General features: G+C 66.5%; 28 protein-coding genes. 8 read left to right on the top strand and 20 right to left on the bottom strand.

What is annotated here, in order from left to right; all coding sequences use genetic code 11:
• Positions 1 to 23 precede the first annotated feature (23 nt).
• Genes AC2JAJ_RS05915 through AC2JAJ_RS05930 form a run of 4 tightly spaced genes read right to left on the bottom strand, consistent with a single transcriptional unit; the run spans position 24 to position 3,568 of the window.
• The gene (locus AC2JAJ_RS05915) at positions 24 to 479 is read right to left on the bottom strand and encodes a MaoC family dehydratase (RefSeq protein WP_486416523.1); all 456 of its coding nucleotides are present in this window, start codon (positions 477 to 479) and stop codon (positions 24 to 26) included.
• Positions 480 to 523: 44 nt separating this feature from the next.
• Positions 524 to 1,735: an acyl-CoA dehydrogenase family protein gene (locus tag AC2JAJ_RS05920; RefSeq protein ID WP_486416522.1), complete on the bottom strand. Its 1,212-nt coding sequence runs from the start codon at positions 1,733 to 1,735 to the stop codon at positions 524 to 526.
• 1 nt (position 1,736) lies between these two features.
• Positions 1,737 to 2,627, bottom strand: a complete 891-nt coding sequence (locus AC2JAJ_RS05925; RefSeq protein ID WP_486416521.1) for an amidohydrolase family protein — start codon at positions 2,625 to 2,627, stop codon at positions 1,737 to 1,739.
• Between the two features lie 2 nt (positions 2,628 to 2,629).
• Positions 2,630 to 3,568: an SDR family NAD(P)-dependent oxidoreductase gene (locus AC2JAJ_RS05930; protein WP_486416520.1), complete on the bottom strand. Its 939-nt coding sequence runs from the start codon at positions 3,566 to 3,568 to the stop codon at positions 2,630 to 2,632.
• Positions 3,569 to 3,702: 134 nt separating this feature from the next.
• On the opposite strand from AC2JAJ_RS05930, the gene AC2JAJ_RS05935 reads away from it, so the two are divergent.
• Together AC2JAJ_RS05935 and AC2JAJ_RS05940 are read left to right on the top strand one after the other, a co-directional pair.
• A complete protein-coding gene (locus AC2JAJ_RS05935) occupies positions 3,703 to 4,170 on the top strand; it encodes a MarR family winged helix-turn-helix transcriptional regulator (protein WP_221385236.1) in 468 nt (155 codons plus the stop codon).
• A gap of 79 nt (positions 4,171 to 4,249) precedes the next feature.
• A complete protein-coding gene (locus AC2JAJ_RS05940) occupies positions 4,250 to 5,365 on the top strand; it encodes a permease (RefSeq protein WP_486416519.1) in 1,116 nt (371 codons plus the stop codon).
• Between the two features lie 4 nt (positions 5,366 to 5,369).
• On the opposite strand, the gene AC2JAJ_RS05945 is transcribed toward AC2JAJ_RS05940, so the two are convergent.
• The 6 genes from AC2JAJ_RS05945 to AC2JAJ_RS05970 form a co-directional block, all read right to left on the bottom strand.
• A complete protein-coding gene (locus AC2JAJ_RS05945) occupies positions 5,370 to 6,380 on the bottom strand; it encodes a sugar kinase (RefSeq protein WP_486416518.1) in 1,011 nt (336 codons plus the stop codon).
• Positions 6,377 to 7,054 (bottom strand): bifunctional 4-hydroxy-2-oxoglutarate aldolase/2-dehydro-3-deoxy-phosphogluconate aldolase, encoded by a 678-nt coding sequence (locus tag AC2JAJ_RS05950; protein WP_486416517.1) that lies wholly within the window; start codon positions 7,052 to 7,054, stop codon positions 6,377 to 6,379. The genes AC2JAJ_RS05945 and AC2JAJ_RS05950 overlap by 4 nt, the downstream gene beginning before the upstream one ends.
• A gap of 5 nt (positions 7,055 to 7,059) precedes the next feature.
• Positions 7,060 to 8,208 carry a galactonate dehydratase gene (gene dgoD, locus AC2JAJ_RS05955; protein ID WP_486416516.1) on the bottom strand — a complete coding sequence of 383 codons (1,149 nt, stop codon included), beginning with the start codon at positions 8,206 to 8,208 and terminating at the stop codon, positions 7,060 to 7,062.
• 9 nt (positions 8,209 to 8,217) lie between these two features.
• A complete protein-coding gene (locus AC2JAJ_RS05960) occupies positions 8,218 to 9,099 on the bottom strand; it encodes a carbohydrate ABC transporter permease (protein ID WP_221385232.1) in 882 nt (293 codons plus the stop codon).
• Positions 9,096 to 10,049: a carbohydrate ABC transporter permease gene (locus AC2JAJ_RS05965; RefSeq protein WP_260323438.1), complete on the bottom strand. Its 954-nt coding sequence runs from the start codon at positions 10,047 to 10,049 to the stop codon at positions 9,096 to 9,098. Before AC2JAJ_RS05965 ends, AC2JAJ_RS05960 begins: the two co-directional genes overlap by 4 nt.
• A 97-nt stretch (positions 10,050 to 10,146) precedes the next feature.
• A complete protein-coding gene (locus AC2JAJ_RS05970; RefSeq protein WP_486416515.1) occupies positions 10,147 to 11,445 on the bottom strand; it encodes an ABC transporter substrate-binding protein in 1,299 nt (432 codons plus the stop codon).
• A gap of 138 nt (positions 11,446 to 11,583) precedes the next feature.
• Between AC2JAJ_RS05970 and AC2JAJ_RS05975 the strand changes: the two genes are divergently transcribed.
• The 3 genes from AC2JAJ_RS05975 (at position 11,584) to AC2JAJ_RS05985 (ending at position 13,717) form a co-directional block, all read left to right on the top strand.
• Entirely contained in the window at positions 11,584 to 12,360 is a 777-nt protein-coding gene (locus AC2JAJ_RS05975; protein WP_486416514.1) for a FadR/GntR family transcriptional regulator, read from the top strand.
• A gap of 99 nt (positions 12,361 to 12,459) precedes the next feature.
• Positions 12,460 to 13,275 carry a GDSL-type esterase/lipase family protein gene (locus AC2JAJ_RS05980; protein ID WP_486416513.1) on the top strand — a complete coding sequence of 272 codons (816 nt, stop codon included), beginning with the start codon at positions 12,460 to 12,462 and terminating at the stop codon, positions 13,273 to 13,275.
• 232 nt (positions 13,276 to 13,507) lie between these two features.
• Positions 13,508 to 13,717 carry a hypothetical protein gene (locus AC2JAJ_RS05985; protein WP_221385228.1) on the top strand — a complete coding sequence of 70 codons (210 nt, stop codon included), beginning with the start codon at positions 13,508 to 13,510 and terminating at the stop codon, positions 13,715 to 13,717.
• A gap of 17 nt (positions 13,718 to 13,734) precedes the next feature.
• On the opposite strand, the gene AC2JAJ_RS05990 is transcribed toward AC2JAJ_RS05985, so the two are convergent.
• Positions 13,735 to 14,199: a DUF8821 family protein gene (locus tag AC2JAJ_RS05990; RefSeq protein WP_486416512.1), complete on the bottom strand. Its 465-nt coding sequence runs from the start codon at positions 14,197 to 14,199 to the stop codon at positions 13,735 to 13,737.
• A 110-nt stretch (positions 14,200 to 14,309) separates the two neighbouring features.
• Between AC2JAJ_RS05990 and AC2JAJ_RS05995 the strand changes: the two genes are divergently transcribed.
• On the top strand, positions 14,310 to 14,699 hold the full coding sequence (locus tag AC2JAJ_RS05995; RefSeq protein ID WP_486416511.1) for a hypothetical protein: 390 nt from the start codon (positions 14,310 to 14,312) through the stop codon (positions 14,697 to 14,699).
• 156 nt (positions 14,700 to 14,855) lie between these two features.
• Here AC2JAJ_RS05995 and AC2JAJ_RS06000 read toward each other — a convergent pair whose 3' ends face one another.
• Entirely contained in the window at positions 14,856 to 15,293 is a 438-nt protein-coding gene (locus tag AC2JAJ_RS06000; RefSeq protein ID WP_473694756.1) for a universal stress protein, read from the bottom strand.
• A gap of 96 nt (positions 15,294 to 15,389) precedes the next feature.
• Positions 15,390 to 15,674, bottom strand: a complete 285-nt coding sequence (locus tag AC2JAJ_RS06005; protein WP_221385224.1) for a metallothionein — start codon at positions 15,672 to 15,674, stop codon at positions 15,390 to 15,392.
• A gap of 203 nt (positions 15,675 to 15,877) precedes the next feature.
• On the opposite strand from AC2JAJ_RS06005, the gene AC2JAJ_RS06010 reads away from it, so the two are divergent.
• Positions 15,878 to 16,168: a hypothetical protein gene (locus AC2JAJ_RS06010; protein WP_486416510.1), complete on the top strand. Its 291-nt coding sequence runs from the start codon at positions 15,878 to 15,880 to the stop codon at positions 16,166 to 16,168.
• Here AC2JAJ_RS06010 and AC2JAJ_RS06015 read toward each other — a convergent pair.
• The 4 genes from AC2JAJ_RS06015 to AC2JAJ_RS06030 all read right to left on the bottom strand — a co-directional run bounded on the left by AC2JAJ_RS06015 (position 16,153) and on the right by AC2JAJ_RS06030 (position 20,989).
• Complete coding sequence (locus AC2JAJ_RS06015; protein WP_486416509.1) at positions 16,153 to 16,902, bottom strand: GAF and ANTAR domain-containing protein; 750 nt, start codon at positions 16,900 to 16,902, stop codon at positions 16,153 to 16,155. The genes AC2JAJ_RS06010 and AC2JAJ_RS06015 overlap by 16 nt on opposite strands.
• A 463-nt stretch (positions 16,903 to 17,365) precedes the next feature.
• Positions 17,366 to 17,806 carry an SRPBCC family protein gene (locus tag AC2JAJ_RS06020; protein WP_221385221.1) on the bottom strand — a complete coding sequence of 147 codons (441 nt, stop codon included), beginning with the start codon at positions 17,804 to 17,806 and terminating at the stop codon, positions 17,366 to 17,368.
• A gap of 95 nt (positions 17,807 to 17,901) precedes the next feature.
• On the bottom strand, positions 17,902 to 19,542 hold the full coding sequence (locus AC2JAJ_RS06025) for an amidohydrolase (RefSeq protein WP_486416508.1): 1,641 nt from the start codon (positions 19,540 to 19,542) through the stop codon (positions 17,902 to 17,904).
• Positions 19,532 to 20,989, bottom strand: coding sequence for an APC family permease (locus tag AC2JAJ_RS06030; RefSeq protein ID WP_486416507.1), 1,458 nt, complete (start codon positions 20,987 to 20,989; stop codon positions 19,532 to 19,534). Before AC2JAJ_RS06030 ends, AC2JAJ_RS06025 begins: the two co-directional genes overlap by 11 nt.
• Before the next feature lie 155 nt (positions 20,990 to 21,144).
• Between AC2JAJ_RS06030 and AC2JAJ_RS06035 the strand changes: the two genes are divergently transcribed.
• Positions 21,145 to 21,753 (top strand): TetR/AcrR family transcriptional regulator, encoded by a 609-nt coding sequence (locus AC2JAJ_RS06035; protein ID WP_221385218.1) that lies wholly within the window; start codon positions 21,145 to 21,147, stop codon positions 21,751 to 21,753.
• 28 nt (positions 21,754 to 21,781) lie between these two features.
• Here the strand turns inward: AC2JAJ_RS06035 and AC2JAJ_RS06040 are convergent, their stop codons facing one another.
• From AC2JAJ_RS06040 to AC2JAJ_RS06050, 3 genes are read right to left on the bottom strand one after another with little or no spacing between them, the layout of a single operon-like run.
• The gene (locus AC2JAJ_RS06040) at positions 21,782 to 22,273 is read right to left on the bottom strand and encodes an RpiB/LacA/LacB family sugar-phosphate isomerase (RefSeq protein WP_486416506.1); all 492 of its coding nucleotides are present in this window, start codon (positions 22,271 to 22,273) and stop codon (positions 21,782 to 21,784) included.
• Positions 22,270 to 24,018 (bottom strand): dihydroxyacetone kinase family protein, encoded by a 1,749-nt coding sequence (locus AC2JAJ_RS06045; RefSeq protein WP_486416505.1) that lies wholly within the window; start codon positions 24,016 to 24,018, stop codon positions 22,270 to 22,272. The genes AC2JAJ_RS06040 and AC2JAJ_RS06045 overlap by 4 nt, the downstream gene beginning before the upstream one ends.
• Before the next feature lie 49 nt (positions 24,019 to 24,067).
• On the bottom strand, positions 24,068 to 24,841 hold the full coding sequence (locus tag AC2JAJ_RS06050) for an SDR family NAD(P)-dependent oxidoreductase (protein WP_221385215.1): 774 nt from the start codon (positions 24,839 to 24,841) through the stop codon (positions 24,068 to 24,070).
• Positions 24,842 to 24,849: the final 8 nt, after the last annotated feature.

Consider the following 24,849-nt stretch of genomic DNA (forward strand, 5'->3'; position numbering starts at 1 on the left):
GTTTGCCTGTTTAAGGGGCAGGCCTACTTGTAGAAGCGGGCGAGGAATTCGGCGACGACGGCCGGGCGTTCCTGGCCTTCGATTTCGATCGTGGCGTTGACCTTGATCTGGGCGCCGCCCTTGACCTCGGTGACGTCGGCGATGGTGGCCTGCATGCGGACTTTGGAGCCCGCCGTCACCGGGGAGGTGAAGCGGACCTTGTCCAGGCCGTAGTTGACCTTGGTGGTGACGCCCTCGACGTCGAACAGCTCGCCCCAGAACGGGATGATCAGGGAGAGGGTAAGGAAGCCGTGGGCGATGGGGGCACCGAAAGGGCCGTCCTTGGCGCGTTCGGGATCGGTGTGGATCCACTGGTGGTCGTCCGTGGCGTCGGCAAAGAGATTGATCTGTTCCTGGGTGATCTGGCGGTAGTCGGTGGTGCCGAGATCCTTCCCGGACAGGGTGGGCAGGGTGTCGAAATCGACGACGAGATTGGGCATCGTTGCCTCCTGGTTGCAGTTGGTTTGGGTAATGGGGTTGTGGCTTAGCGGGTAAAGGCGCTTTCGCCGGTGAGGGCCCGGCCGATGATGAGGGCGTTGATGTCGTGCGTGCCCTCGTAGGAGTAGACGGCTTCGGCGTCGGCATGGAAGCGGGCTACGTCGGCGGCGAGGGTAATGCCGTTGCCGCCCACCACTTCGCGGGCCAGGGCCACGGTGTCGCGCATGAAGAGGGAGGTCTGCATCTTGGCCAGGGCTGAGTCCTGGTCCCGGTAGATGCCCTTGGCCTGCTGATCGGTAAGGCGGACCACCAGGGACAGGCTGGCGGTGACGTTCCCCAGCATGCGGGCCAGTTTTTCCTGGACCAGCTGGAAGGAACCGAGGGTACGTCCGAACTGCCGGCGCTCGTTGACGTAGGCGAGCGCCGCTTCGAACGCGCCAGCCGCGATACCGGTGGCGATCCAGGCCACGTCCGAGCGCATGGCCCGAAGCATGGCGGCGACATCCTTGAAGGAGTTCACGTTGTGCAGGCGCATCGATTCGGGAACGCGGACGCCGGCCAGGGTGATGTGGGCGTTCTGCATCATCCGCAGGGAGGTCTTCCCCTGGATCTTCTCGAGCGTGACGCCGTCCGCGGTCCGGTCCACGAGGAAGGCCTTGACCTGTCCGTCGGCGGTGTCCCGGGCGAAGACGGCGAGGACGTCCGCAGTGGCGGCGCCCCCGATCCAGCGCTTGGCACCGTCCAGGATCCAGCTTCCGTCGGAGTCACGCCGCGCGGTGGTTGAGAGCCCGCCGGCGATGTCCGATCCATGCTCCGGCTCCGTCAGCGAGAACACGCCTTTGAGGGAGAAGTCGATGACCTTGGGCATCCACTCGGCCTGCTGCTCCTGGGAGGCACCCACCCGGATGGCGGTGCGGAACAGGCCGGCCTGGGCGGTGTACCAGGTGGCCAGCGAGGCATCCGTGCGGGCCAGTTCGAAGATCCGGAAGCCGTGGTAGATCCCGCGGGCCGGGGCGTCCTCAGTTAGTTCGGCAGGTTCCATCAGGTCCAGGTCGACCAGCGGCCTGGCCAGCTGCTCCGGGAATTCGCCCCGCTCCCAGTACTCGGCCAGCAGCGGCCTGGCCTGGGTGTCGAGGAAGTTCCGCAGCCGGGCCAGGACCTGGCGCTCGCCGTCGGTGAGCAGGGACTCTGCGTCGTACCAGTCCGACGTGCCGTAAAGCCTGGAACCCAAAGCGCGTTCCGCCGTCGTCATCCCCATCTCAGGCCCCCAGCCCAAGGAGGCGTACGGCGTTGTCCTTGAGGATCTTGGGCCGGACCTCGTCCTTCAGCGGCAGGTCCGCGAAAGCCCCGAGCCATTTCTGCGGGGTGATCAGCGGGAAGTCGGTGCCAAACAGCACCTTGTCCTGCAGGTAGGAGTTGGCCCCCTTCACCAGGGATTCCGGGAAGTACTTGGGGGACCAGCCGGAGAGGTCGATGAAGACGTTGGCCTTGTGGGTGGCAATGGAGTTCGCCTCGTCCTGCCACGGCACCGAGGGGTGGGCCATGATGATCTGCAGGCCCGGGAAGTCCGCGGCCACGGCGTCCAGCAGCAGCGGGTTGGAGTAGGCGAGCTTGATGCCATACCCGCCGGGCAGGCCTGCTCCCATGCCGTTCTGGCCGGTGTGGAAGATGGCTGGCAACCCCAGTTCCTGGAGCGTCTCCCACAAGGGGTAGAAGCGTTCGTTGGACGGGTCGAAGCCCTGCAGGGAGGGGTGGAACTTGAAGCCGCGGGCACCGAGCTCGATGGCCTGGTGCTTGGCGCCGGCAATGGCGTCCTCGCCGGTTCGCGGGTCCACGCTGCCGAACGGGATCAGCACGTCATTGTTCCGGGCAGCCCCGGCAATGAGCTCCGGGATGCTGTTGGGCTCGTGCTTGAGCTGGGTGCGGGCGTCCACGGTGAAGACGACGGCGGCCATGTTCAGTTCGCGGTAGATGTCCGCGATCCGGTCCAGGGAGGGGGTCCGGTCCTCGGCCTTGAAGTACTTGGCCGATGCCTCGGTCAACTCCTCAGGCAGGGAACCGTGCCCGCAGCTGTCCACTTCGAGGTGGACGTGCATGTCGACGGCGTCGAGCTTAGCCGGGTCGATGGCCAGTTCGTAACGGTCACCCATGGTCAGCGCGCCTCGGCGGGCTCGGGCTGAAGGTCTGCGGGCAGGGGCAGGAATTCCTCCCCATAGCTTTGCAGCGTGTCCGCGTTGAAGAGCTGGCCGGCGTTGTCCAACAGCGCCTCGTAGCTCCAGCCGCCCTCGCGGTATTCGGTGGCGGCCGCCTCCGGGTGGGTCCACACCTGCAGCCGGTCACCGCCGGCACCGATGGCCTGGCCGGTGATGTTGGCTGCCTCGTCAGAGGCAAGGAAGGCAACCAGTCCGGCGACGTCGTCGGCCGTTCCAAAGCCGAGGTCATGGCGGAAGAAGGACGGCATGGCCTCGCCGCGTTCCTCTGCTTCCACTGCCTTCTGGAAGTACGGCACGGTCTTGGTCATCGCGGTTGCCGCGACGGGGATGACGCTGTTGACCGTCACGCCGGCCTTCTTCATTTCCAGCGCCCAGGTGCGGACCATGCCCACGATGCCGGCCTTGGCGGCGGCATAGTTGGTCTGCCCGAAGTTGCCCCGCTGCCCCGTAGGGGAACCGATGGTGATGATCCGGCCCTGGATGTTGTTTTCCTTGAAGTAGGCGTAGGACTCGCGGACGCAGGTGAAGGTGCCCTTGAGGTGGACGTTGATCACCAGGTCGAAGTCCTCGTCCGTCATCTTCAGCAGGGACTTGTCGCGGAGGATGCCGGCGTTGGTGACCAGGATGTCCAGCCGGCCGAACGTGTCCACGGCCCCTGCCACCAAGGCCTTGGCTGCGTCAGTGGTGCCTACCGGAACCACGACGGCGGTGGCCCGGCCGCCGTCCGCCTCGATCTGGGCGACGGCCTGCGCAGCGGTCTCCGCATTGACGTCGTTGATGACGACGGCGGCGCCCTGGCGTGCGAGTTCCCTCGCGTAGGCGAGGCCCAGGCCCTGCCCGCTTCCGGTGACGATAGCAACCTTGCCGTTCAAGCTCATAGCCTGCTCCTTCGCATGCGCCGGCCGAAGCCGTTGGGATGGTTTCACTGGGGTGTGAGATCCTTGTTGAAATCAATGAAATTACGGATCATTGAAAAAGTCAACGATTGTTTTTTACCAGTACCGGAGTTGTGATGGCCACCTTGGGCACAGACGTTCAGACCCCGCGCCTTGCGGCAGCCAGGATCGGCAACGATGTGGGCCTGCTGCTGGCCAAGCTGCACGCCGCGGGCTCGCTGCTGAACAACAAGGCCCTTGCCGACTTCGGCCTGCGGGAGCGTTCCTTCTCCGTCTTGACGCTGGCATGCAGCGGACTGGAGCCGACGCAGCGGGAGCTGGCGGATTTCCTCAGCCTGGACCCCAGCCAGGTGGTCACGCTGGTGGATGACCTGGAGCGCCGCGGCCTGGTGGAGCGGGCGCAGGGAAAGCAGGACCGGCGGGCCAAGATCATCGTCTCCACCGCCGAGGGGCGGAAGATGCACACCAAGGCCCGCGCCGCGCTGGACGCAGCGGAGCTGGACCAGCTAACCGCATTGTCCGGGGAGGAGTCGCAGGAATTAAAGCGGCTGCTCCGCAAGGCACTGTGGGGCGCGGCGGAGTAAGCCACAGCCGCTGTGGTCTGATCATGGGGGACAGGGCCGGCTGCCGCCGGGCCCGACGAGGAAAGGTCCAGGGACGCGCATGAAGGACACTGCCATCGGCATCGGGCCCCAAGGCAACGACCGGCTGAACCAGAAGCCCGTCGCGGAGCAGGCGCGAGGCCGGCGGCGCGGGCTGCTCCTGGGGACGCTCGCCACTGCCGGGATAGCCATCGCTGCCCTCGCCTGGGCCAAGTGGTACCCCTATGCCCTCAAAGTCCCGGCCGTGGCCGACAGCCACTCATTGGGAAGCTCTGTCCTGTCCGGCAAGGCGGGTGCGCCGCCCTCCCCGTCGTGGAATGCGGCCGTTGAATACGCACTCGCCTACGCCGCGTCAATCTGGCAGGCACTTGTGGCGGGCCTGCTCGTTGCCGCGTCGGTAGAGGCATTTCTTCCGGCCCGCAGGCTGCTCGCACTGTTCCAGGCGAGGCGTGGCTTGTTGGCGGGCACGGCCTGTGGCGGGCTCCTGTCAATGGCGTCGATGATGTGCACATGCTGCGCGGCCCCTGTTGCCCTGAACGTCCGCCGCAGAGGGGTTCCGGTCAGCTCCGCGCTCGCGTACTGGCTCGGCAACCCGGTACTCAATCCGGCAGCACTGGCCTTCATGGCCTTCGTGCTCCCCTGGCAGTTCGTCGCCGTCCGCGTCGGCACCGGCGTGATCCTTGTCTTCGGCGTCACGCTGCTCGTGAGCCGCCTGGCGAAAGGATCCAGCGTCGCCGATCCGCAGGACGATCCCGTCGAAACCGGGACTGCGGCCGGTGCCGTACGCAGGTTCGCCAAGGCCCTCATGCGGTTGGCAACGCGCCTCCTGCCGGAGTACGCCGTCGTGGTGATGCTCCTTGGCGGCTTCCGCGGCTGGCTGTTCCCCGGGGCCGGCGCGCTCGCGTCGTGGGGCGTGCCCGCAGCCGTCCTGCTTGCCGTCGCCGGAACCCTGTTCGTGATCCCGACTGCCGCAGAGATCCCCATCATCGGCGCCCTGATGGCCGCCGGGGTTGGAATTGGCCCTTTGGGAGCCCTGGTGCTGACCCTGCCGGCCCTAAGCCTGCCCTCGATGCTGATGGTCCGTGGGGCCTTCCCCGGGCGGGTGATCGTAGCCACGGGGTTCGCCGTCATGGGCATGGGCCTGGTGGGCGCCCTCGCCATGACGGCACTGACCTGACGGGTCAGCGCTGGGTGCTGCCCGGGGCCTGATCGAGCAGCGCAAGTTCGTCGAGGCGCGGCAAGCCTTCCCAGTCGCCGCGCGTACTGACGGCGAACGCGCCGGCGAGGACGCCCAGCTTCAGGCGGCCTGCCACATCCTCGCCGTCGAGAAGGGCGGAGAGGTAGCCGGCGGTGAACGCGTCGCCCGCTCCGATGGTGTCCACGCACGTAACGGCAATGGCCGGCGCTTCAAGACAGCCGTCCGCCGTATAGACTGCCGCGCCCGCAGCGCCGCGTTTCACCACCACTTCACGGACTCCGGCGTCCAGCAGCATCGCGGCGGCGCAGGCCTCACCGGCAGGCTGCCCTGCCGCCACGTTCCCATCCCGGGGCGGGGCAACCAGGTCGAGTTCGTCGTCGGACGCAATGACGATGGTGGCATGGCGCGCCAATGGGGCGAGGACGGCCCGCGCCTGGTCCCGGGACCATAGCTTGCTGCGGTAGTTCACGTCGAGGGAGACCACCGTTCCGCCAGCGGAAGCACGTTTGGCGGCGTATTCCACCGCGTCCCGCGCCTCGGGGCTGAGGGCGGGGGTGATGCCGGTCAGGTGCAGGATCCGGGCGCCGCCGTCGAGGGCTGCAGCCACCTGGTCCCGCGAGACGGTGGCACCGGCCGAGCCGGCCCGGTAATAAAAGGCCCTGCCGAGGTCGGCGGTGCGCTGTTCCAGGAACATCACGCCCGTGCTCCGCTCCGGATGCACAGTGTGGTGCAGCCGGACGCCCTCGCCGCGCAACTGCTTCACGATGAACTCGCCGTGCGGATCCGCGCCGACGGACCCGACCCAGGCTGACGAATGGCCAAGGCGCACAACGCCGATGGCCACATTCGATTCAGCCCCGGCCACCTGCATATTCAGGGTTCCGCCGTTTGCCAGCGGCCCAGCGGAGCGGAGCGAGACCATCGACTCACCCACGGTCAGCAGGTCCACCTGGTGCGGGGCCGCATTGCGACCGGCCGCGCCGTCAGCGGTCATGCCTGGTTACCGGTCCGTGCTGCAAATTCGGCGGCGAGGCGGAGGAAGTTCCGCGCACGGTTCCGCATGTCCGCGAGGTCGCCGCCGGAGGCCGCACTGCCGAACAGGGGACCGCCGAGTCCGACGGCAATGGCGCCTGCTTCCCAGTAGCCAGTGGCTTCGTCGAGCCCCACCCCGCCCACGGCGATGAACGGGATGTCCGGGAACGGGTCCCGGACAGCCTTCAAATAGCGGGGCCCGCCGATGGACGCAGGGAAAAGCTTGATGGCGGTGGCGCCGCGTTCCATCGCCTCGTAAGCCTCGCTGGGAGTGAGCGCACCGGCCAGGACCGGGATCCCGGCACTGGCCGCCTCGCTGATCGAGGGGGCCAGGGAGGGGGTGACGATGAACTGGCCGCCAGCGGCGGTGACGTGTTCGACGTCGGCCTGGCTGAGGACGGTGCCCGCCCCCACAAGGCAGCCGTCCGGGGCGGCCGCGCGGACCTCGCGGATCGCCTCCAGCGCGTTGGGCGTGGTGAGCGCGATCTCCACGTACTGGAAACCTTCCTCCATCGCTGCCAGCGCCGCCTTGGCGGCAGCATCGCCGTCGTTCCCGCGGACGATGCCGACAAGCCGCGCGTGCCGGATGCCGGCCAGCAGGCCGGCGGAGGTAACAGCTGATTCCTGGGATGTCATGGGGTTCACCATTCTGCGAAGGATCCGTCGGGGTGGCGCCACACGGGCCCGCGCCAGGCGTGGCCGCGTTTGTCCGCTGCCCGGACCACGGCCTCGTCGATTTCGATGCCCAGCCCGGGGCCCGTGAGCCGTTCGATGTGTCCGTCCACGAACTTGAACGGCGCCTTGTCCACCACGTAGTCGAGGACTTCGGCGCCCTGGTTGTAGTGGATGCCGATGCTTTGTTCCTGGATGAGGAAGTTGGGCGTGGCGAACCCGACCTGGAGGCAGGCGGCCAGCGCCAATGGCCCCAGGGGACAGTGCGGCGCCAGCTGGACGTCGTAGACCTCGGCCAGCGCGGCGATCTTGCGGACCTCGGTGATGCCGCCGGCGTGGGAGAGGTCCGGCTGCGCCACTGCTATGCCGGCCTGCAGCGCCGGCAGGAACTCCTGCCGGTTGTAGAGCCGTTCCCCGGTGGACACGGGCGTGGTGGTGGAGGACGTGAATTCCCGCAGCAGGTGCGTGTTTTCCGGAACCACCGGTTCTTCGAGGAAGAAGGGCCGGAACGGTTCCAGCAGGGGTGCCACCCGCCTGGCGCTGGCCAGGCTGAAGCGGCCGTGGAAGTCGACAGCGACGTCCCGGTGGTCGCCCAGGACCTGGCGCGCCGCGGCAACACGGCGGATGACGCCGTCGATCTCCGCCACCGACGCCACGGCGCTCATCCGGCCGCTGGCGTTCATTTTGACGGCGGTGAGCCCCACCTCAAGTTGCGCGCTGATCTGGTCTGCCACCTCGTTGGGCTCGTCTCCGCCCACCCAGCCGTACATGCGGATCCGGTCGCGGACGTGGCCGCCCAGGAGCTGGTGCACCGGGGTGTTGAAGTGCTTGCCCGCGATGTCCCACAGGGCCTGGTCGAGGCCGGAGACGGCACTGGCCAGGATGGGTCCGCCCCGGTAAAAGGAACCCTTGGTCATGACCTGCCAGTGGTCTTCGATCCGGAGGGGGTCCTTGCCGATGAGCAGTTCCGAGAGTTGTCCGACGGCGGCGCGCACCGTCTCGCTGCGGCCTTCGCAAGTGGCCTCGCCCCATCCGACGATTCCGCTTTCGGTCTCGACCCGGACGAAGAGCCAGCGGGGCGGGACAAGGAATGTTTCGATCCGGCTGATCACTGTCACGCGGCGGTCCTAACCCTTGGTGGCGCCGGCGGTCAGGCCGGAAACGATGTACTTCTGCGTGAAGAGCGCAATGATCATGATGGGGATGGTGACCACCGTTGCCGCCGCCATCAGGCCGCCCCAGTCAATGCTGGCGTAGGAGACGAAGTCGAAGATGGCCACCGGCAGGGTCTTGGTCTTGGCCCCGGAAAGCACCAGCGCGAACATGAAGTTGTTCCACGAGAAAATGAAGGACAGGATGCCGGCGGTCGCGATGCCGGACACGGCCAGCGGCAGCGTGATCAGCCGGAAGGCGCCGATCGGCGTGAGCCCGTCCACCTCTGCCGATTCTTCAAGTTCCAGCGGCAGTGAGTCGAAGTAGCTCATCATGATGTACACGATCAGCGGGAGGGCGACGAACATGTGGCTGAGGATCAGCACCTCGAACTTGCCCACCATCCGCAGGTTGGAGAAGACGTAGTACCAGGGCACCAGGAGCGAAACTCCGGGGATGACGCGCGCCATCAGCACCACCAGCGCGGAGCGGTGCATGGTGAAGCGGCTCATCGCGTACGCGGCTGGCACCCCGAGGATGATCGACAGGACCGTGGAGACGAACGCCACCCAGAAGCTGTTGAAGATGAAGACGAAGTAGTTGTTGCGCTGCAGCACGTTGGCGTAGTTCTCGAAGGTGGGCGGGAACAGGAAGGCTTTGGCGGTGTCGTAAATGTCCACGTTGGTCTTCAGCGAGGCCAGGAGCATCCAAAACAGCGGTGCCAGCAGGAACAGCACCACAACGATGAGGGCAACCACCCGGAACACCTTGTACGCCCGGGAAGCCAACGGCTTCCGCCGCCGTGCGGGACGGTTGCCGGCTGCGGTGGAAGGGGTGTTTTCATTCAGCACGGTCATTTGCTTGCCGCTTTCTTGCGCATGGTGAGCAGCCACATGGAGCCGATGATGATCATGAAGAAGAGGATCAGCACCGCGGAGGAGAGCCCGTACTGGTTGTAGTCGAAGCTCAGCCCGTACGCGTAGACGTTCAGCGTCTCCACCTCGTGGAAGGAACCGCCGCCCTTGCCCTTTGTGGCGTACAGGATGTCGAAGGTTTTCAACGCGTCGATGCCCCGGAGCAGGATGGCGACGATCACGGTGGGCATCATGAGGGGAAGGGTGATGTAGAAGAACCGCTGGAAGGCGTTGGCACCGTCCACACGGGCCGCTTCGTCCGGTTCGTCGGACAGTGAGGTCAGGCCGGCGAGCAGGATCAGGACCACCATGGGGGTCCACTGCCATACGTCCATGAAGATGGTGGTCCCCAGGGCGGTGTCCTGGCCGGACAGCCACGGCTGGGGCGGGATGCCCACCATGCCCAGGAGCTGGTTGACGAAGCCGATGTTGGGATCGAAGATCAACCGCCACATCATGCCGACTGCAACGGGGGTGGCTACCAGGGGCAGCAGGATGGCCACGCGGACCCACTTTTCGCCGCGGAAGGGGCGCCAGAGCAGCAGGGCGATGCCCATGCCGAGCACCACCTCGAACGCCAGGGCCAGGCCGGTGAAGGAGAGGGTGCGGCCCACGGCGGGCCAGAACCGGTCCGTGTCAGTCAGCACGGTCAGGTAGTTCTGCAGGCCGATGAACTCGGTGGCGGCCCTGACGGAGCCCTGGGAGTCGGTGAGGCTCAGGTACAGGGTCCAGGCCAGCGGGAAGACGATCAGGACGCCGACGAAGATCATGGCCGGTGCCGCAAAAAGCCACTTCCGGTGCCGGTTGGCCCAGGCGGAGAAGTTTCCTCCTGCGCCGGCGGGGCCGCGGGCGCTGCGGGGCTGCGCGCTGCGGGGAGGGTTCAGTACAGACATGGTTCACCTAAGGAGTTTGGGGGGTGAAGCGGGGCCGCGCCGGGACGGTTTTTGGGCCGTCCCGGCGGGCTGGTGTGGCACTTTCGGCGCCTGCGTCCTACTTCTTTTCGCTGTCCAGGAACGTCTGGAAGGCGGTCTGCGCGTCGTTGGCCGCGGCGGCCGGGTCCGCACCGGTGATGGTGGCGACGATCGGGGCGCCCACGATCTCGCGGGCCTTGCCTACCGTGACAACCTCGGGGCGGTCATGGCCCACGCCGTTCTTGGCGCTCGCGGCGATCGCGTCGGCCAGGTCCTTCGGGTAGGTGGAGGTTCCCTCCGGGTTCGACCAGACGGATGCCCGCGGGCCGGGAACGCCGGCCTTCTGGGCTGCCAGGGTGCGTTCCTTGCTGGTTGCCCACTGGATGAACTTCCAGGCGTTGTCCTGGTTGCTGGAGTTCTGGTTCACGCCCAGCGCCCAGGACGGGATGTTGTAGGGCTTCGAACCGGCGGGCCCGGCAGGAAGCGCCGCGAACCCGACTTTGTCGGACACCTTGGACTTGGCGGGGTCGGTGGCGTTCTTGTAGAGCGAATCGGCCTCGGTGTAGAAGGCGGCGCCGCCCTGGGTGAAGATGGCCATTGCCTCCGGCCAGCTCATGTCCGTGCTGACGTTGGCCGGGCCGTAGTTGCGGATCAGGCCGCCGTAGTAGGCGTAGGCCTTCTTGGCAGCGTCGGAGTTGACCGCGGCCTTGCCGCTGGAGTCAACGAAGTCCCCGCCGAAGCTGTACAGGAAGCTGGAGAACTGGGTGACCGCCGCGGACTTGCCGGTGCGGGCAACGAAGCCCGCGGTGTCCGGGTTGGATGCCTTGATGGCCTTGGCCGCCGACTCGAGTTCTTCCATGGTCTTGGGAACCTGGAGCCCTGCTGCCTGAAGCAGGTCCTTGCGGTAGTAGAGGACTTCGCGTTCGGTGATGATCGGCACGCCAACCACCTTGCCGTCGGCTGTGGTGGCCTTGACCGGGCCTTCCTGGTAATCCTTCCAGTCCCAGCTGGAGTCGGAGGACACCTTGCTGGTAAGGTCCGCGAGATACCCGTTCTTGGCGAAGGCCTTGCCTTCCTGCAGCGGGCGGTACATCATGACGTCGACCTCGTCGCTGCCCGCGTTGAGCTTGACGTTGTACTGGTCCGACAACTGGTCTTCGCCGAGCTGGGTCAGCTCGACCTTGAGCCCGCTGGACTTCTCGAACTCCGGAATGGCGGCCTTGATGCCTTCGGTCCACACATGGTTGGCGAGGGTGACGCGGACAGTGCCGGACTCCTTCGCCTGGTCGCTGCCGCCTCCGCCGCCGCTGCAGGCGGTCAGCCCCAGCGACAGCGCCGCGGCTACGGCCGCGTACTTCACGATTGAACGCCGCTTCATTACGACTCCCTTTGCCATCGGGGCCCGCAACTCCGCGGGCCGGTTACAAACGCCTCTTTACGTCTGTTCTGTTCAGCGAGCATAGACAAATAAGGCAGACATATACAAGACCTTGCGCCCGCCCCATATGATTTATTCATGACAATCCCAAAGGCGGCGTTGGCCCCGGACCTGCACTCATCGCTGGTCGAAAACCTGGGGCTCGCCATTGCCGAGGGAACGCTGGCACCGAATTCCATCCTGCGGCTGGACGAGCTGGAGGCGCAGCACAAGGTGTCCCGCTCCGTGATCCGGGAAGCCACCCGCGTCCTCTCCTCCATGGGAATGCTCGAGTCCCGCCGGCGCCTGGGAACAGTGGTCCGGCCTGAGGCAAGCTGGAACCTCTACGACCCCCAGGTGATCCGCTGGCGGCTGGCATCGGCCAAGCGGCTGGAGCAGCTGCGGGCCTTGAATGAGCTGCGCGGCGCCATCGAGCCACAGGCTGCCCGCCTCGCGGCCGAACGCGCCACCCTGGACGAGGCCAGCAACCTTGTCTCCATGGCCGCGCGGCTGTGGGCAGCAGGGCAGCGGGGGGACCAGCCTGAATTCCTCCGCCTGGATATCGAGTTCCATGCCGCGGTCCTCAACGCCTCCGGCAACCTGATGTTCTCCCAGTTGCACAACCTCGTGGCCGAGGTGCTGGCCGGGCGGACCCAGCACGGACTGATGCCGCACCTGCCCGACCACGAGGCACTGCAGCTGCACGTGGACGTAGCAAGCGCCATCCAGCGCGGTGATGCCGGGGCCGCCCACGCCGCAATGAGCAGGATCGTGGAGCAGTCCACCGAGGAAATGGGCGACATCTGGTCCAGCAACCACCCCGCCGGCGGTGACAGCCCCGAAGACGGCGGCCCAGCAGTGGCCGCAGCGCCCTGAGGAATCTGAGCTTTCTCCCGCCTCCGGGTGTACCTTGTGGGCACAGATCTTTTCGTGGATGCCAGCCCCTTGTTGTGCGGGCCATGCCGGGAGGTTCAGATGCGCAAGGTTGCAAAGTGCCTGCTTATTCTGCTGTTCCTTGTCTTTGCCCTTGCGGGCGCGCAACCCGCTGCGGCGGCCAGCTACCCCAAAAGCATGGCGGCGCTCGGTGACTCGATTTCCCGGGCCGCAGACGCCTGTTGCTGGTACGGCGACCATCCCGCCCAGTCCTGGTCTACCGGAGCCGGCGCCTACGACGGAATCCAGAGCCACTACGAACAGCTGCTCTCCCTAAAGCCGGCCATTCAGGGAAACAACTTCAATGACGCAAAGAGCGGCGCCAAAGCCAGGGACCTGCCCAGCCAGGTGGAAACAGCTGCGTCGCAGGGAGCCGAATATGTCACCATCCTGGTCGGCGCCAACGATCTCTGCACGTCCTCGGCGTCGACGATGACACCGGTGGCAGACTTCACGGCCTACATTGACCAGTCGCTGGCGAGGCTGCACCAGATGAGTCCGCGGCCGCGCGTGTTCGTGAGCAGCATCCCGGACATTTACCAGCTGTGGAACGTGCTGCACACCAACTCCGTGGCGCAGTGGGTATGGTCGAGCGCAAACATTTGCCAGTCCATGCTGTCCACTTCCATTACCGAGGAACAGCGGCAGTTGGTGGTGCAGCGGGAAGAAGCCTTCAATGTGGCGCTTGAGGAAACTTGCGCCAAGTACGCGCAGATCTGCCGCTGGGACAAGCGCGCCGTCTACGACTATTCCTTCTCCGCCAGCGATGTCAGCCTCCTGGATTACTTCCACCCCAGCTTGAAGGGCCAGGCCACCCTGGCCGGCATCACGTGGCGCGCCTCCTATTGGGGCTCGTAAAAAGGCGTTCCCTAGCGGTGTGGTCCAGGGGGTATCCCCTTGCAAATACCTACTCCCTGCGCGGTGGAAATGGGGTAGGCGCCACCCTTACGGCGGCTTCGCGGCGGGCGTACTCTGGCGCCTGCAAGCGCAAAATGGGCGCTGTTGCAGTGCACTCACGGCTCGCTGGGCAGCTGATTTCCACCGCCCGACCGGGGGCGGTCCTGTAATTATGTCTTTAGCAGGAGACATCATGTTCGATCTCAGTCTGGCGCTCTTTGCTGCCGCCTTGACCACGTTTCTGCCGGCGGGGACACCCGTGGAACCAACAGCCGGGGGCCCCGACTCCCTCACCACCTACGTCGATTGTCCGCTCGAACGCATCGGCGCCCAGCTTGTCCGCTGTGACAACCTCACGGGTGCCGGTGCGGCTGCGCCATATTGGATTCCCGAGCAGAAGTAGGGCGGGGCCGGTCGCAGTCAGTACTCGCCTTTGATCACAAAGTAGGAGCCCCGGATGGTGCCCGCGAGCTTGGACTTTTGGCGGGCGAATTTGAAACTGCCGGCCAGTTCCTCCGGGATGTCCATGCCGTCGGAAAGCTTGAACCCGACCGCCCGTTTGCCGCCGTCGTCCAAACCGTACATGACGTTGACGGACAGGCCGGACTCGTAAAACACGTATGCCATCCGCAGTCCGTCCACCTCAAAGGAGGACACCTCAAGGGGCCTGGAGGAGATGACGATGTTGCGCTCGGCGGAAAGAATGTGGCTGATGTAGTCGAGCGTCGCCGGATCGTCCTCCGCCGGCGTGACAGTGAAGTCGTGGTCGTACTTGTTTTTGTAGTAACGGGCCTCGTTGGCCCGGAGCCCGGCCAGCGCGCCCGCAACCGGTGAGGATTCCAAACCAGCGGTGGACACGTTCTTGAAATCCACGGTGTACGGCATAAATCCTCCTGGGATGGTCTTCCGCACACATCCTTGCAGATTCGCGTCGGGAAAGCGCACCCGGAAAAGGGCACGGTCGGCCGATTACCTTCAAGAACCAAGGAGACGGAATGGCAAATTTCATCGCGTACCTGGATACCTCCGAGGTCCGTCCGGGCAAACTGGCGGAACTCAAGGAAGCCATGGCAGGGCTGGAGGAGTTTGTCGAACAGAACGAGCCACAGATCCTGTCGTACTGCGTCTATTTCTCAGAGGATGGATCCACCATGAAGGTCCTGCACCTTCACAGCGACCTTGCCTCGTTGGAGCTGCACCTGAAGGTGGCGGGGGCTAAGTTCCCTCCGGTTGCCCCGCTGATCACCATGAAGGCCATCGAAGTATTCGGGCGGCCTACCGAAGACCTCCTGGGCCAGCTCCGGGCGAAGGCCCAGCTCCTCGGGACCGGGCCGGTCATCGTCCACGAGGTTCACGCTGGCTTCGCCCGCTTCCTCGCGGCCTGACCCGCTACCTCGCGGCCTGAACGGCCACGAGTCCTGAGCGGACTTGAGGTTGCGCGACGTCCGGGTTGACGGACGCCGTCCCGGACGGCCGTGATCGCCAACGCCCCCCATGCTGATCGGCAGATGCTTCGCCGGCGCGCTGGCCTACGCGCTGGCCTACTCGGCGCGGGGTTCGCGGAACACCAGCACCGGACAGTGCGCCAGGTGGATCGTCTGGTGGGACACCGAGCCAAGCAGCATCCCGGTAAATCCGCCGTGGCCGCGCGATCCCACGGCTACCAGGTCAGCGTCCTTGGAGGCGTCCACCAGCGCGGAGGCGGGATTGCCCTCCACCACCCGGCCGGTCACGTTCCCGCCCTGGTCCTTCACGCGGGCAAGCTCCGTTTCGAGGATGGCCTGGGCGTCCTTCTCGAAGATCTCGTAGTCCCAGGCTGTGCCAAGGGCGTCGCTGATATAGGGGAAGCTCCATGCCGTCAGCGCCAGGACCTCGCCACCGCGCAGCCTGGACTCCTCGATGGCCCAGTCCATTGCCGCGCGGGACTGGTCCGAACCGTCCACCCCCACCACTATCCTGAAGCGCCCGCTACCAGCCATGATTCTCCTCTTCCCGCTCCCTGGATACCGGCAACTTGGGTCCGGGCACGTTGGGTCCGGACAACGTGGGTCCGGGCAAGTTAGGTCCAGGCAAAGTCAGGCCTTGCCCGCCGCACTACCCTGCGCCGGCACCGCTACGGTGGAGTGTTCTGCCTTGGCGGCCTGGTGCGGGTTTCCGGCCTCCCGCGCGCAGTGCAGGCAGCAGTAGATGCCGGCTTCGCTGTCAATCGGATGTCCCAGGATCCGGCAACCGCAGTGCTCGCAGGCCGGCGCCATCATGTGGATGGCACATTCGAAACTGTCGAACGTGCCGGTCTGGCTGCCCATGGTGACGGTGAACATCCGCCCCTCGCTGCTGCCGCAGACATCGCATGCGCCCATGCTCATTTCCTCCTGATTCCTGTTGCTCCAGACACTCAGGTTGGCCCCTTCCCTTGGTTCCTGCTAGGGGCAAAGGTCCTCAGGCGTTACCGGCCCGGGGTACCGGAGGCAGGCCCGATAAAAATCTTCGACCGGCACCCATCCCCCATGTCTCCTGCTCCGAACCCGCCGTAAGGAAACTGGACCCAACGCAGGAGGGGACAATGGACGAGGCAGACCAGCAGGCCCTGACGGGTGCTGTCATCAAGGAACACCACCTGGACCTGGGCCAGTTGTGGCTGGAGTTCGTCTCGCTGGGCGGCGACGCTTCCGAGCGCGTTATCAGGGACTACTGCGCGGGTGAAACCAGACTCCCGCCCAGGGAGCGTGATGCCCTCGCACAGGCCGTCAATGAATACTGCGCCACGGAAGGCCTGCCGCTTCGTGTGCCGTTCAGCGACTCAGTGCTGTCCCGGCTGCACTCCGAAGGACCGGACCCCTACTCGTCGAAATAGGTGGAAACGCCTTCTGCCCCGGCCACGGAGGACACCACCGCGGCGGCAACATCTCGGAGTTTCATGTTCCTTGCGTTGGATGCCTTGCGAAGCAAGGTGAAGGCATCGGATTGACTGCACCGGTTCTGCGCCATGATGGCCCCCGTAGCCAGGTCGATCACGGTGCGTGTCTGCATGGCCGCGGTGAGGCCGTCCCTGGTCTCCTCCAGTTTCACCATGCGCAAAGCGAGCGTCAGACCTTTGGCTGCCTGCAGGACGAATGCCTCGGCCCGGGCCACCACTTCGGCGTTGTATGCCTCGGCCTGCCCGCTGTAGAGGCTCAACACCCCGTCCGCGCCCTCAAGATCCACGGGAATACTGAGGACGGACATGCAGCCCAGTCCCACAACGGCGTGCGCATATTCGGCCCACCGCCGGTCCTGCCGGGCGTCCCCTATCAGCACGGTGCCGCCGGTCCGCATCGCGGTGGTTCCCGGGCCGTCCCCGTACTTGCGCTCCAGTTGGCTGAGCACGCGGGCGCAGGGAGTGCTGGCGGCCGTTGTTGCCGGGTGTTTGGGCCGGAGCACGGTCATTGCGCACAGCAGTGGCCGGTCCTCGCTGCCCAGCCTGGCTGCCGCGTAGGGAGCCAATTCCTGAAGGCACGCCTCCACTGCGGGATTTTTCAGGAAAGAATCCTGCAGGCGCCGGGCAACATCGGCGAAGAGATCGTCATGCGGGGCTTCGGCGTTGAGCAAGGGTCTCCCTCCGGCGGGTTTGTGACAGGCCACAGCATCATGGCCGCCCACTGCCGAACGGTGATGCCAGCCTACCCGCGTTGAAGCCGCAACCTGACACCATGACGGTCCCCTCCAGCTCCTCGTTCGGCCCCGCGGCAGCCCAAGACCCCGAGTCCCCGGCGCCCGCGGGCACAAGCCACGCGTGTGGAGGGAGGACGGCGGCGGGTTCGCCGCTGCGGCGGGCGCCCTGGTGGTGTCCACCAGCTACCGCCGGGGCGCTTTGGGGTTCCGGCACCTGGCGGGGCCCGGCACCCGCCGGGCCCGCCGGCGTCGGAAGGCCTCTTCGCCCGCGCCACCATCCAAAGCGGGACCGCAGAACGGCGCCGCTAACCGGAGGACTCGGCGCGCAGCACTGGATCGTATGCCCAACCCGGGCTGCGGGACGACCCGCGGCGGGAGACCCGCGGGTTCTTCGCCGCCGTCAGCCGGCTGCCAACGCGTTGAGGGTGTTGCGGATCCCCTTCAGGGCGGGGTCCCGCAGCGACATGAACGCAGGCTTCAGGAGGGGCTGGATGATCCTGGCGGGGCCTTTGATGCTGAACTCGGCCGTGTACTTCACCACCGAGCCGGTCCCGTTCGGGCTGACATCCACGGAGTCGAAGGCGGTCACGCTCTTGTTCTCGCCCCGCAGTTTGAGGTGGTTTTCGGTCAGTTCAATGACCTCGTATTCCAGGGATTGCCGCTTTCCCCGGAACTCCGACTCCGCGTGGTAGCGGTGGCCCACCGCCACCGGCCCCGGTGTGAGCTTGTCCATCACCGGAGTGTTGGGATCCCACTTGCTCGTGTTCTCGAACTGGCTCAGGAAGGCAAAGGCCTTCTCGGCGGACAGGTTGGTTTCCACACTTCCGGTGACTGTGATCATCACCCCAGTGTAGGAACGGGGCCGGCGGAAGCCCAGCCCCGGGCACGGGCCCGCACGTGGCCCATTGCCGGGAGCCGGGCCGCGTCCGGCGCCGTCTACCGGTCTGCGCCCACGGAGAGATGGTGCGGCTGGCCGTCCACGATCGTAGCGAGCACGCGCGCCGACGCCAGGTCATCCGGCGCCGCCGACAACGGGTCAACGTCGAAGATGGTGAAGTCCGCGCGTTTGCCGACGGTTACCGACCCCGAGACCGCCCACTCCCCCGCAGCCTTTGCGGCGTGCGAGGTGTACCCCTCCAGCGCCTGCAGCGCGGTGAGGGCCTGCCGCGGCACAATGGGCTGCTCGTCCGGGTGGCCCGACCTTCGCCGTAACTGGGCGTCGGCGAGGATGGGGAGGGGCTCAAACGGGGCCACGGGCCAGTCCGAGCCGAGCGCCAGCGTGGCGCCTGCGGACCGGAGGTCGGCGCACCGCCAGCCCCGGTCCGCCCGTTCCTTCCCCAGCCGTGTTGACCAGTTGTCGGTCTGGTCCGCCCGGGAGTAGTGGGTGCAGTGGCTGGGCTGCATGCTGGCAATCAGGCCCGAGCGGGCGAACCTGTCGATGAGTTGGTCCGGGACCGTTTCGATGTGCTCGATGCGGTGTGGTGCCGGCGGCACGTCCACGGGAAGAGCCTCGAAGGCCCCCAGCACGGCCGCCACCCCCGCGTCCCCGATGGCGTGCGTCGCGGTGGGGATGCCGCGGCCGGCAAAGAACCGGATGGCCCGGGCGTATTCCTCCGGACGTGGCCAAAATGGCGTGGTGGACTGCCCGTGGCTGTCCGGTTCGAAGAGCCAGGCGGTGCCGTTGTCCACCGTGCCGTCCACGAACAGCTTGATTCCGGCGATTTCCCACCGCTGGCCCCGCATGGTTCCCACCTGCCCTGCAAGCAGCTCCCAGCTGGCCTCGTCGCTGCCCGGCATGCACCAGGGCGAGATGCGCACGCGCAGCGGCAGGCCCTCCCCGGCACCATCGCTTTCGAGGGCTGCCAGGAGGTCAAGGGTCCCCTCTCCGCAGTCCATGACATGGATGCCGGTCAGTCCTGCCCGGGAGAACCCGGTCAGGACCTCGCCCAGCCGCAGCTTCCGGTCCTCGAAACTCTCGGCGGGCATGTGCGCCAGGACCAGGTCGAGTGCGGCGGCCTCGAGCAGGAGCCCGGTGGGCCTGCCGTTGCCGTCGCAGACCACTTCCGCGGCCTGGTCGAAGGCGTGCGGACCGCTGATTCCGGCGATGTCCAGCGCCCTGCTGCTGGCCAGTGCCGAATGCGCGTCGAACAGCCGGATCAGGGCAGGCCGGCCGGCGACGACGTCGTCAATCAGCTCGCGGTGGGGTGGTACCGAGCCGAAGGCGTTGGGGTCGAGGCCCCACGCGCGGACCCAGTCCCCTGCGGGAGTTGCGTCTGCTTCTGCCCGCAGCAGCGCCCGGATGGCTGCGAGGTCGGAAATGCCGGAGAGGTTGCAGCCCCTGGTCATGTCCAGGCCCATGACAGGGTGGACGTGGCAGTCCACCAGGCCCGGGGTCAGCACGGCGTCCCCGAATTCGAGGACTTCCTCCGCCGGCCCCCAGGATGCCGCGACCTTCCGGGTTCCAATGGCGTGGATGCGGCCGTTCCGCACAGCAACGGCTTCCGGTGCCGGACGGCTGCCGGACCCTGCATCCATGGTGTGCACCGTGCCGGCAAGGATGATCAGGTCAGGATTCATGTGTTTCAAAGCTTCCAATTCGGTCGAAAGTGTCGGGGCGGCGGCGCCGTACCCAGAGGGCGGCCAGCAGGCCGCCGGCGAACACCACCGGTGTGACAAGGATCAGGATGGTGTTGGTCAGGGTGTCGGCGGCAGTGAGGAGCTCGATGTTGAGCGCGATGAGGAGGACGACGCCGAAGAGCAGGATGGCCGAGGCAAGGCTGAGCGGGGCCATCAGTTTGTTGGCGGCAGCTTGGGGGTTCCGGCGCAGGTAGAGGAACGCGGCCACGGAAACCAGGCCCTGGAGGCCCACGATGCCGAAGATGCCCGGCGTGTTCACCCAGATCAGGAGCTGCTGGTACGGGTCGGCGTTGAGTATGGCGCAGATAGCGATCACGACGGCTGCCAGCAGGGTCTGCAGCTGCCCGGCGCGGTGCGGAGACCGGAACCGGTGGTGGGTGCGGCCGAGGAAGGCCGGCAGGACCCCGTCCTTCGCGAGCATGTAGACGTAGCGGTTGATGGCGCTGTGGAAGGCCAGCTGTGATGCGTAAACGCTGGTGACGATCAGCACATACATGGCGGTCTCGGCCCAGGGGCCCACATAGTGGCCGATCGTTTGGAAGAACATGCCACCGGACAGTTCGCCGGCGGCTTCCACCACCTGGTCGTCACCAAAGGCCTGGATGACCGCCCAGACAATGAACGCATAGAAGACCGACATGAAGCCCACCGCGATGTACATGGCCCGCGGGACGGACTTGTCGGGGTTGCGGGCTTCGGAGCGGTAGAGCACGGTGGACTCAAAGCCCATGAAGGCGGCGAAGCAGATGCCGAGGATCGCCAGGACGCCTGGCCCTAACGCCTGTTCCGGGCTGAAGGATCCCAGGCTGATGCCGTGCGCTCCTCCGCTGCCGAGGATGCCCACTCCCATGACGCCGAGGATGCCCGTCTCCGCAACAAGGAGGACGCCGAGTACCTTGGCCCCGACGTCGATCCCCCGGTACCCGAGGAACCAGACAGCTGCGACGGCGGTGAGCGCTATGGCCGGCCACGGCACCTCAAGCCCAAAAAGGACCTGCAGCATGTCGTGCGTCTGTACGGCGAACAGCCCGTAGACGCCGATCTGCAGGCAGTTGTAGGAGACGATCGCGAGGATGGCGGACGCCAGTCCCGCCGTCTTGCCCAGGGAGATCGAGATGTAGGTGTAGAAGCCGCCGGACGCTTTGACGTGGCGGGTCATTGCCATGAAGCCGATGGCGAAGAGGGTCAGGACTATGCCTGCCAGGAGGTAACCGGCCGGGGCGCCGATGCCCGCGACTCCGATTGCCACCGGGGCTACGCCCGCCATCACTGTCAGGGGTGCGGCTGCGGAGATTACCAGGAAGGCGATCCCTCCGGTTCCCAGCGCGTTGCGTTTGAGTGCACCGTCAGCGGACGGCGTCTTTTGCTTGATTTTGGTCTCGGACAAAGCTCGGTCCTTTCTTGGAAGCCCACTTTAAACGAAAGGCTTTCGTTTAGTATGGAACCAAGTGGCCCAGAGCACAATAGTCTTTTGGCTGCAGGGATTTTGTGACGTGCGGCTAGGCTGGAGCCGATGTCAGAGAGCTGCAGTCAGGAGAACCGATGGGCCGCCCGCCCCTCCCGTTGATTTCCGTGGAGGCCCTCACAACGGCCGCCCTGGAGCTGGTTGATGAGAGCGGGGATTTCAGTTTTCCCAAGCTCGCCAAAAAAATAGGTGTCAGCCAGTCATCGATCTACAACCACGTCACGGGGCGGGACGAGATCCTGGAACTGCTGAGGCACCGGATTATCACCGAGGAGCCCTATCCCCCCGTGGACCACCAGGACTGGGAAGCCGCCCTGCGGGTCCTTATCCGGGCCTACCGGGATGCCTTTGCCCGCCACCCGCGGCTGGCACCCCTGATGGTGCTGCAGTCCATCACGGACCCCGACGTCATGGGACTCTACGAAGACCTCGCCCTGGCCCTGGAAGCGGCAGGATTCCGGGGCCGGGACGTGGTGTCCGCCATTTCGACGATCGACAGCTTCGCCTTGGGCGCAGCACTGGATCTCGCCGCCCCGGAAGTTGTGTGGGATCCGCCGGCAGAGGGCTATCCCACGCTCAAACGCGCCGTGAGCAATGCAGGGCCTTCGGAGGAACGGGGCAGCCACGCCTTTGACTTCGGGCTGGACGTGATCATCGGCGGCCTGCGCGCGAAGCTGGACGGCTGAATACCGCGCGACGTCGCGGCCGGTCCTGCTAGCAGCCCTCGAAGTCGGTGAGGACCTTGACCTTGCCCGCGGACGCCGACGACGGGTCAAACGTGTAGCCGATCCATTCCTTCGCCAGCCGCCGGGCGAGCTCGATGCCCACCACGCGCTGGCCCATGGTGAGCACCTGGCAGTCGTTGGACAGGATGGAGCGTTCCACCGAGAAGGAGTCGTGCGCAGCCGTGGCGCGGATGCCTTCCACCTTGTTCGCGGCGATGGCCACCCCGATTCCGGTGCCGCAGAAGAGGATGGCGCGGTCCGCGGAGCCGTCCCGGATCATTTCGCCGGCTGTGATGCCCACGTAGGGGTAGGGCTTGGTGAAGTCGTCCGGGGCGTCGCTCCGGTTGACCCCGATGTCGATGACCTCGCTGACGCGGGGGTCGTTGCGCAGGTCGGCAAGGACCTTGTCTTTGTAGTCGACGCCGGCCTCGTCCGCGCCGACAATGAGCCGCAGTCCCGTGGTTTGTCCTTCCGTCGTCATGACTTAGCTCCTGTCTGGGCAACGGTTGTGCTTGCGGCGAAGTGCGCGCCCATCACGGCGAACACCATGGCCAGGGAGGTGGCTCCGGGGTCCGGGGTGCCCAGGCTCTTCTCTGCCAGGGGGCGGGCCCTGCCCTTCAACGGCAGCAGATCCGCGGTGGCTTCCGCTGCTGCGGCGGATTCCCGCGCGGCTGTTTCCCACGCCCGGGTTGGCGAAACCCCGTTGGCCACTTCGCGGCTGAAGGCACTGGCGAAGGGCAGCAGGGCGTCCACCATCGTCTTGTCACCAATCTCTGCTTTGCCCAGCTGGACGATCCGGTCCGCGAAAGCAGTCACGGCCGCCGCGAGGACCGCCCCTTCCGGTGCAGTGCTGTTGCCCACGGTTTCGCCGAAGGCCCGCAGCCCCGCTCCCCAGAGGACGCCGGAGGTGCCGCCGGCCTTGTCGGCCCAGGCGTCCCCCGCTGCAGCCAGGACGTCACCTGCCCCTGCACCGTCACCGAGTGCCGCGGCTGCCGCGGCAGTCGCCGCGTCCACCCCGCGGACCATGCCGCGGCCATGGTCGCCGTCGCCGGCGATGGCGTCCATGCGGCCCAGCCGCTCTTCGGCCTCGTGCAGCGAAGCCTGGGCTGCCTGGATCGCGGCGACACAGGCGGCGGCGTATCCGCGGGAGGCGTCCGTGGCGACGAATGCTGCAACGGCGGCTCCGCCGTCGGACGCTTCCTCACCGGACAGCGCCCCTGCGTCCCGGGCCGCATTGCCGCGGCGGTAGGCGGGAGTCTCAGCGGGAGCGGTCCACAGGGGCTCAAGCTCCTCGTCCAGCCAGGTGACGGTCAGCGAGACGCCGGCCATGTCCAGGCTGGTGACCAATTCGCCCACTTCGGGCATGACCAGGGTGTAGCCGGCGGCGCGCAGCAACGGCGCCACCGTGCCCCAGAGAACGAAGAGCTCCTCGTGCTTGGTGGAGCCGAGTCCGTTGAGGAGCACGGCGATCCGCTTGCCGGCGTTGACCGGCGCTTCGGAGAGCACCCGGGACACCAGTTCCTGGCCCAGCTCCTCAGCGGAGGGCAGGTCCGTGTCGTGCAGTCCCGGCTCGCCGTGGATGCCAAGACCCAGGCCCATCTGGCCTTTCGGAAGCGTGAACAGCGGGGCTTCGGCGCCGGGGAAGGAGCAGCCCGCGAACGCACTGCCGATGGTGCGGGTCAGGTCATTGGCCTTGCGTCCCAGGCGGACCACCTCGGCAAGGCCAGCACCGTTCTCGGCGGCCGCTCCCATCATCTTGAACACGGTGAAGTCGCCGGCGATGCCGCGGCGCTTGGCGGATTCCGACGGCGGGGCGCTGGCGATGTCGTCTGTCACCAGCACGTTCTCCACGGCGATGCCCTCGGCGGCCAGGCGCTCGCTGGCCATGCCGAAGTTCATTACGTCGCCGGCGTAATTGCCATAGGTGAAGACCACGCCCGCGCCGGAGTCGGCGGCCTTGGCCACCGCATAGGCCTGCTGCGCCGACGGCGAGGTGAAGATGTTGCCCACCACCGCGCCGTCGGCGAAGCCCGTGCCGATCAGTCCGGCGAACGCCGGGTAGTGGCCGGAGCCGCCGCCGGCGAGGACGGCAACCTTGGGCTGCGCAGGGCGGTACCGGCGTACGGCGCCGCCGGGGACCTGGCGGACCAGGTCCGAGTGGACGTCGCAGAAGCCTGCCAGGGCCTCCTCGGCGAACTGTGAGGGGTCGTTGAAGATTTTGGTCATGGTGGTTCTCCGGCGTCCGTGTTGTCAGTAGCCTGCTGTCGCGGGGCTGTTAGTGCATGTGGCTTCCGCCGTTGATGTCCACGGTGGTGCCGGTGAGGTAGGCGGAATCCTCGGAGGACAGGAACGTGATCACGGAGGCGACTTCCTCGGTGGTGGCGTTGCGGCCCAGCGGGATGCCGGCGTTGATGGCGGCTTCCTGTTCCTCGGTGCTGCCCACGCGGATGTTGGTGTCCACGGCGCCCGGGGTGATGGCGTTGACGGTGACCCCGGTGGTGCCGAGTTCCCGGGCCAGGGCCTTGGTGAAGCCGAGGATGGCAGCCTTGGCTGCGGAGTAGGGAACCTTGCCGAAGACACCGCCGCCGCGCTGCGCGGACACCGAGGACATGTTGATGATCCGGCCCCAGCCGTTCCCGATCATGTCCGGCAGGAATGCCTTGGTGACCAAATAGGTGCCGGTGGCGTTGACGTCCATGACCTTGTGCCACAGCTCAAGGGTGGTCTCCAGGAACGGGACCGGGGAGGTGATGCCTGCGATGTTGGCCAGGGCGCCGACGGGCGGGAGGTTGCCGGCGGCGACCTCGGCGGCCACGGCTGCCTGGGCGGCGATGACCGAAGCTTCGCTGGCGACGTCGATCTCGTGGCCGAAGGCGGGAACGTTGAATTCGTTGCCGATTTCAGCCGCAACCTTCGCGGACTTCTCGCCGTCGAGGTCCAGGACGACGATGCCCCAGCCTTCGCGGGCGTAGCGGCGGGCGGTGGTGATGCCGATGCCCCGTTCGGAGGTTGCTCCGGTGAGGACGGCGGTGCGCTGGATGGTGGTCATGGTGGTAC

It is taken from the genome of Arthrobacter sp. MOO21 (genome assembly GCF_057369995.2).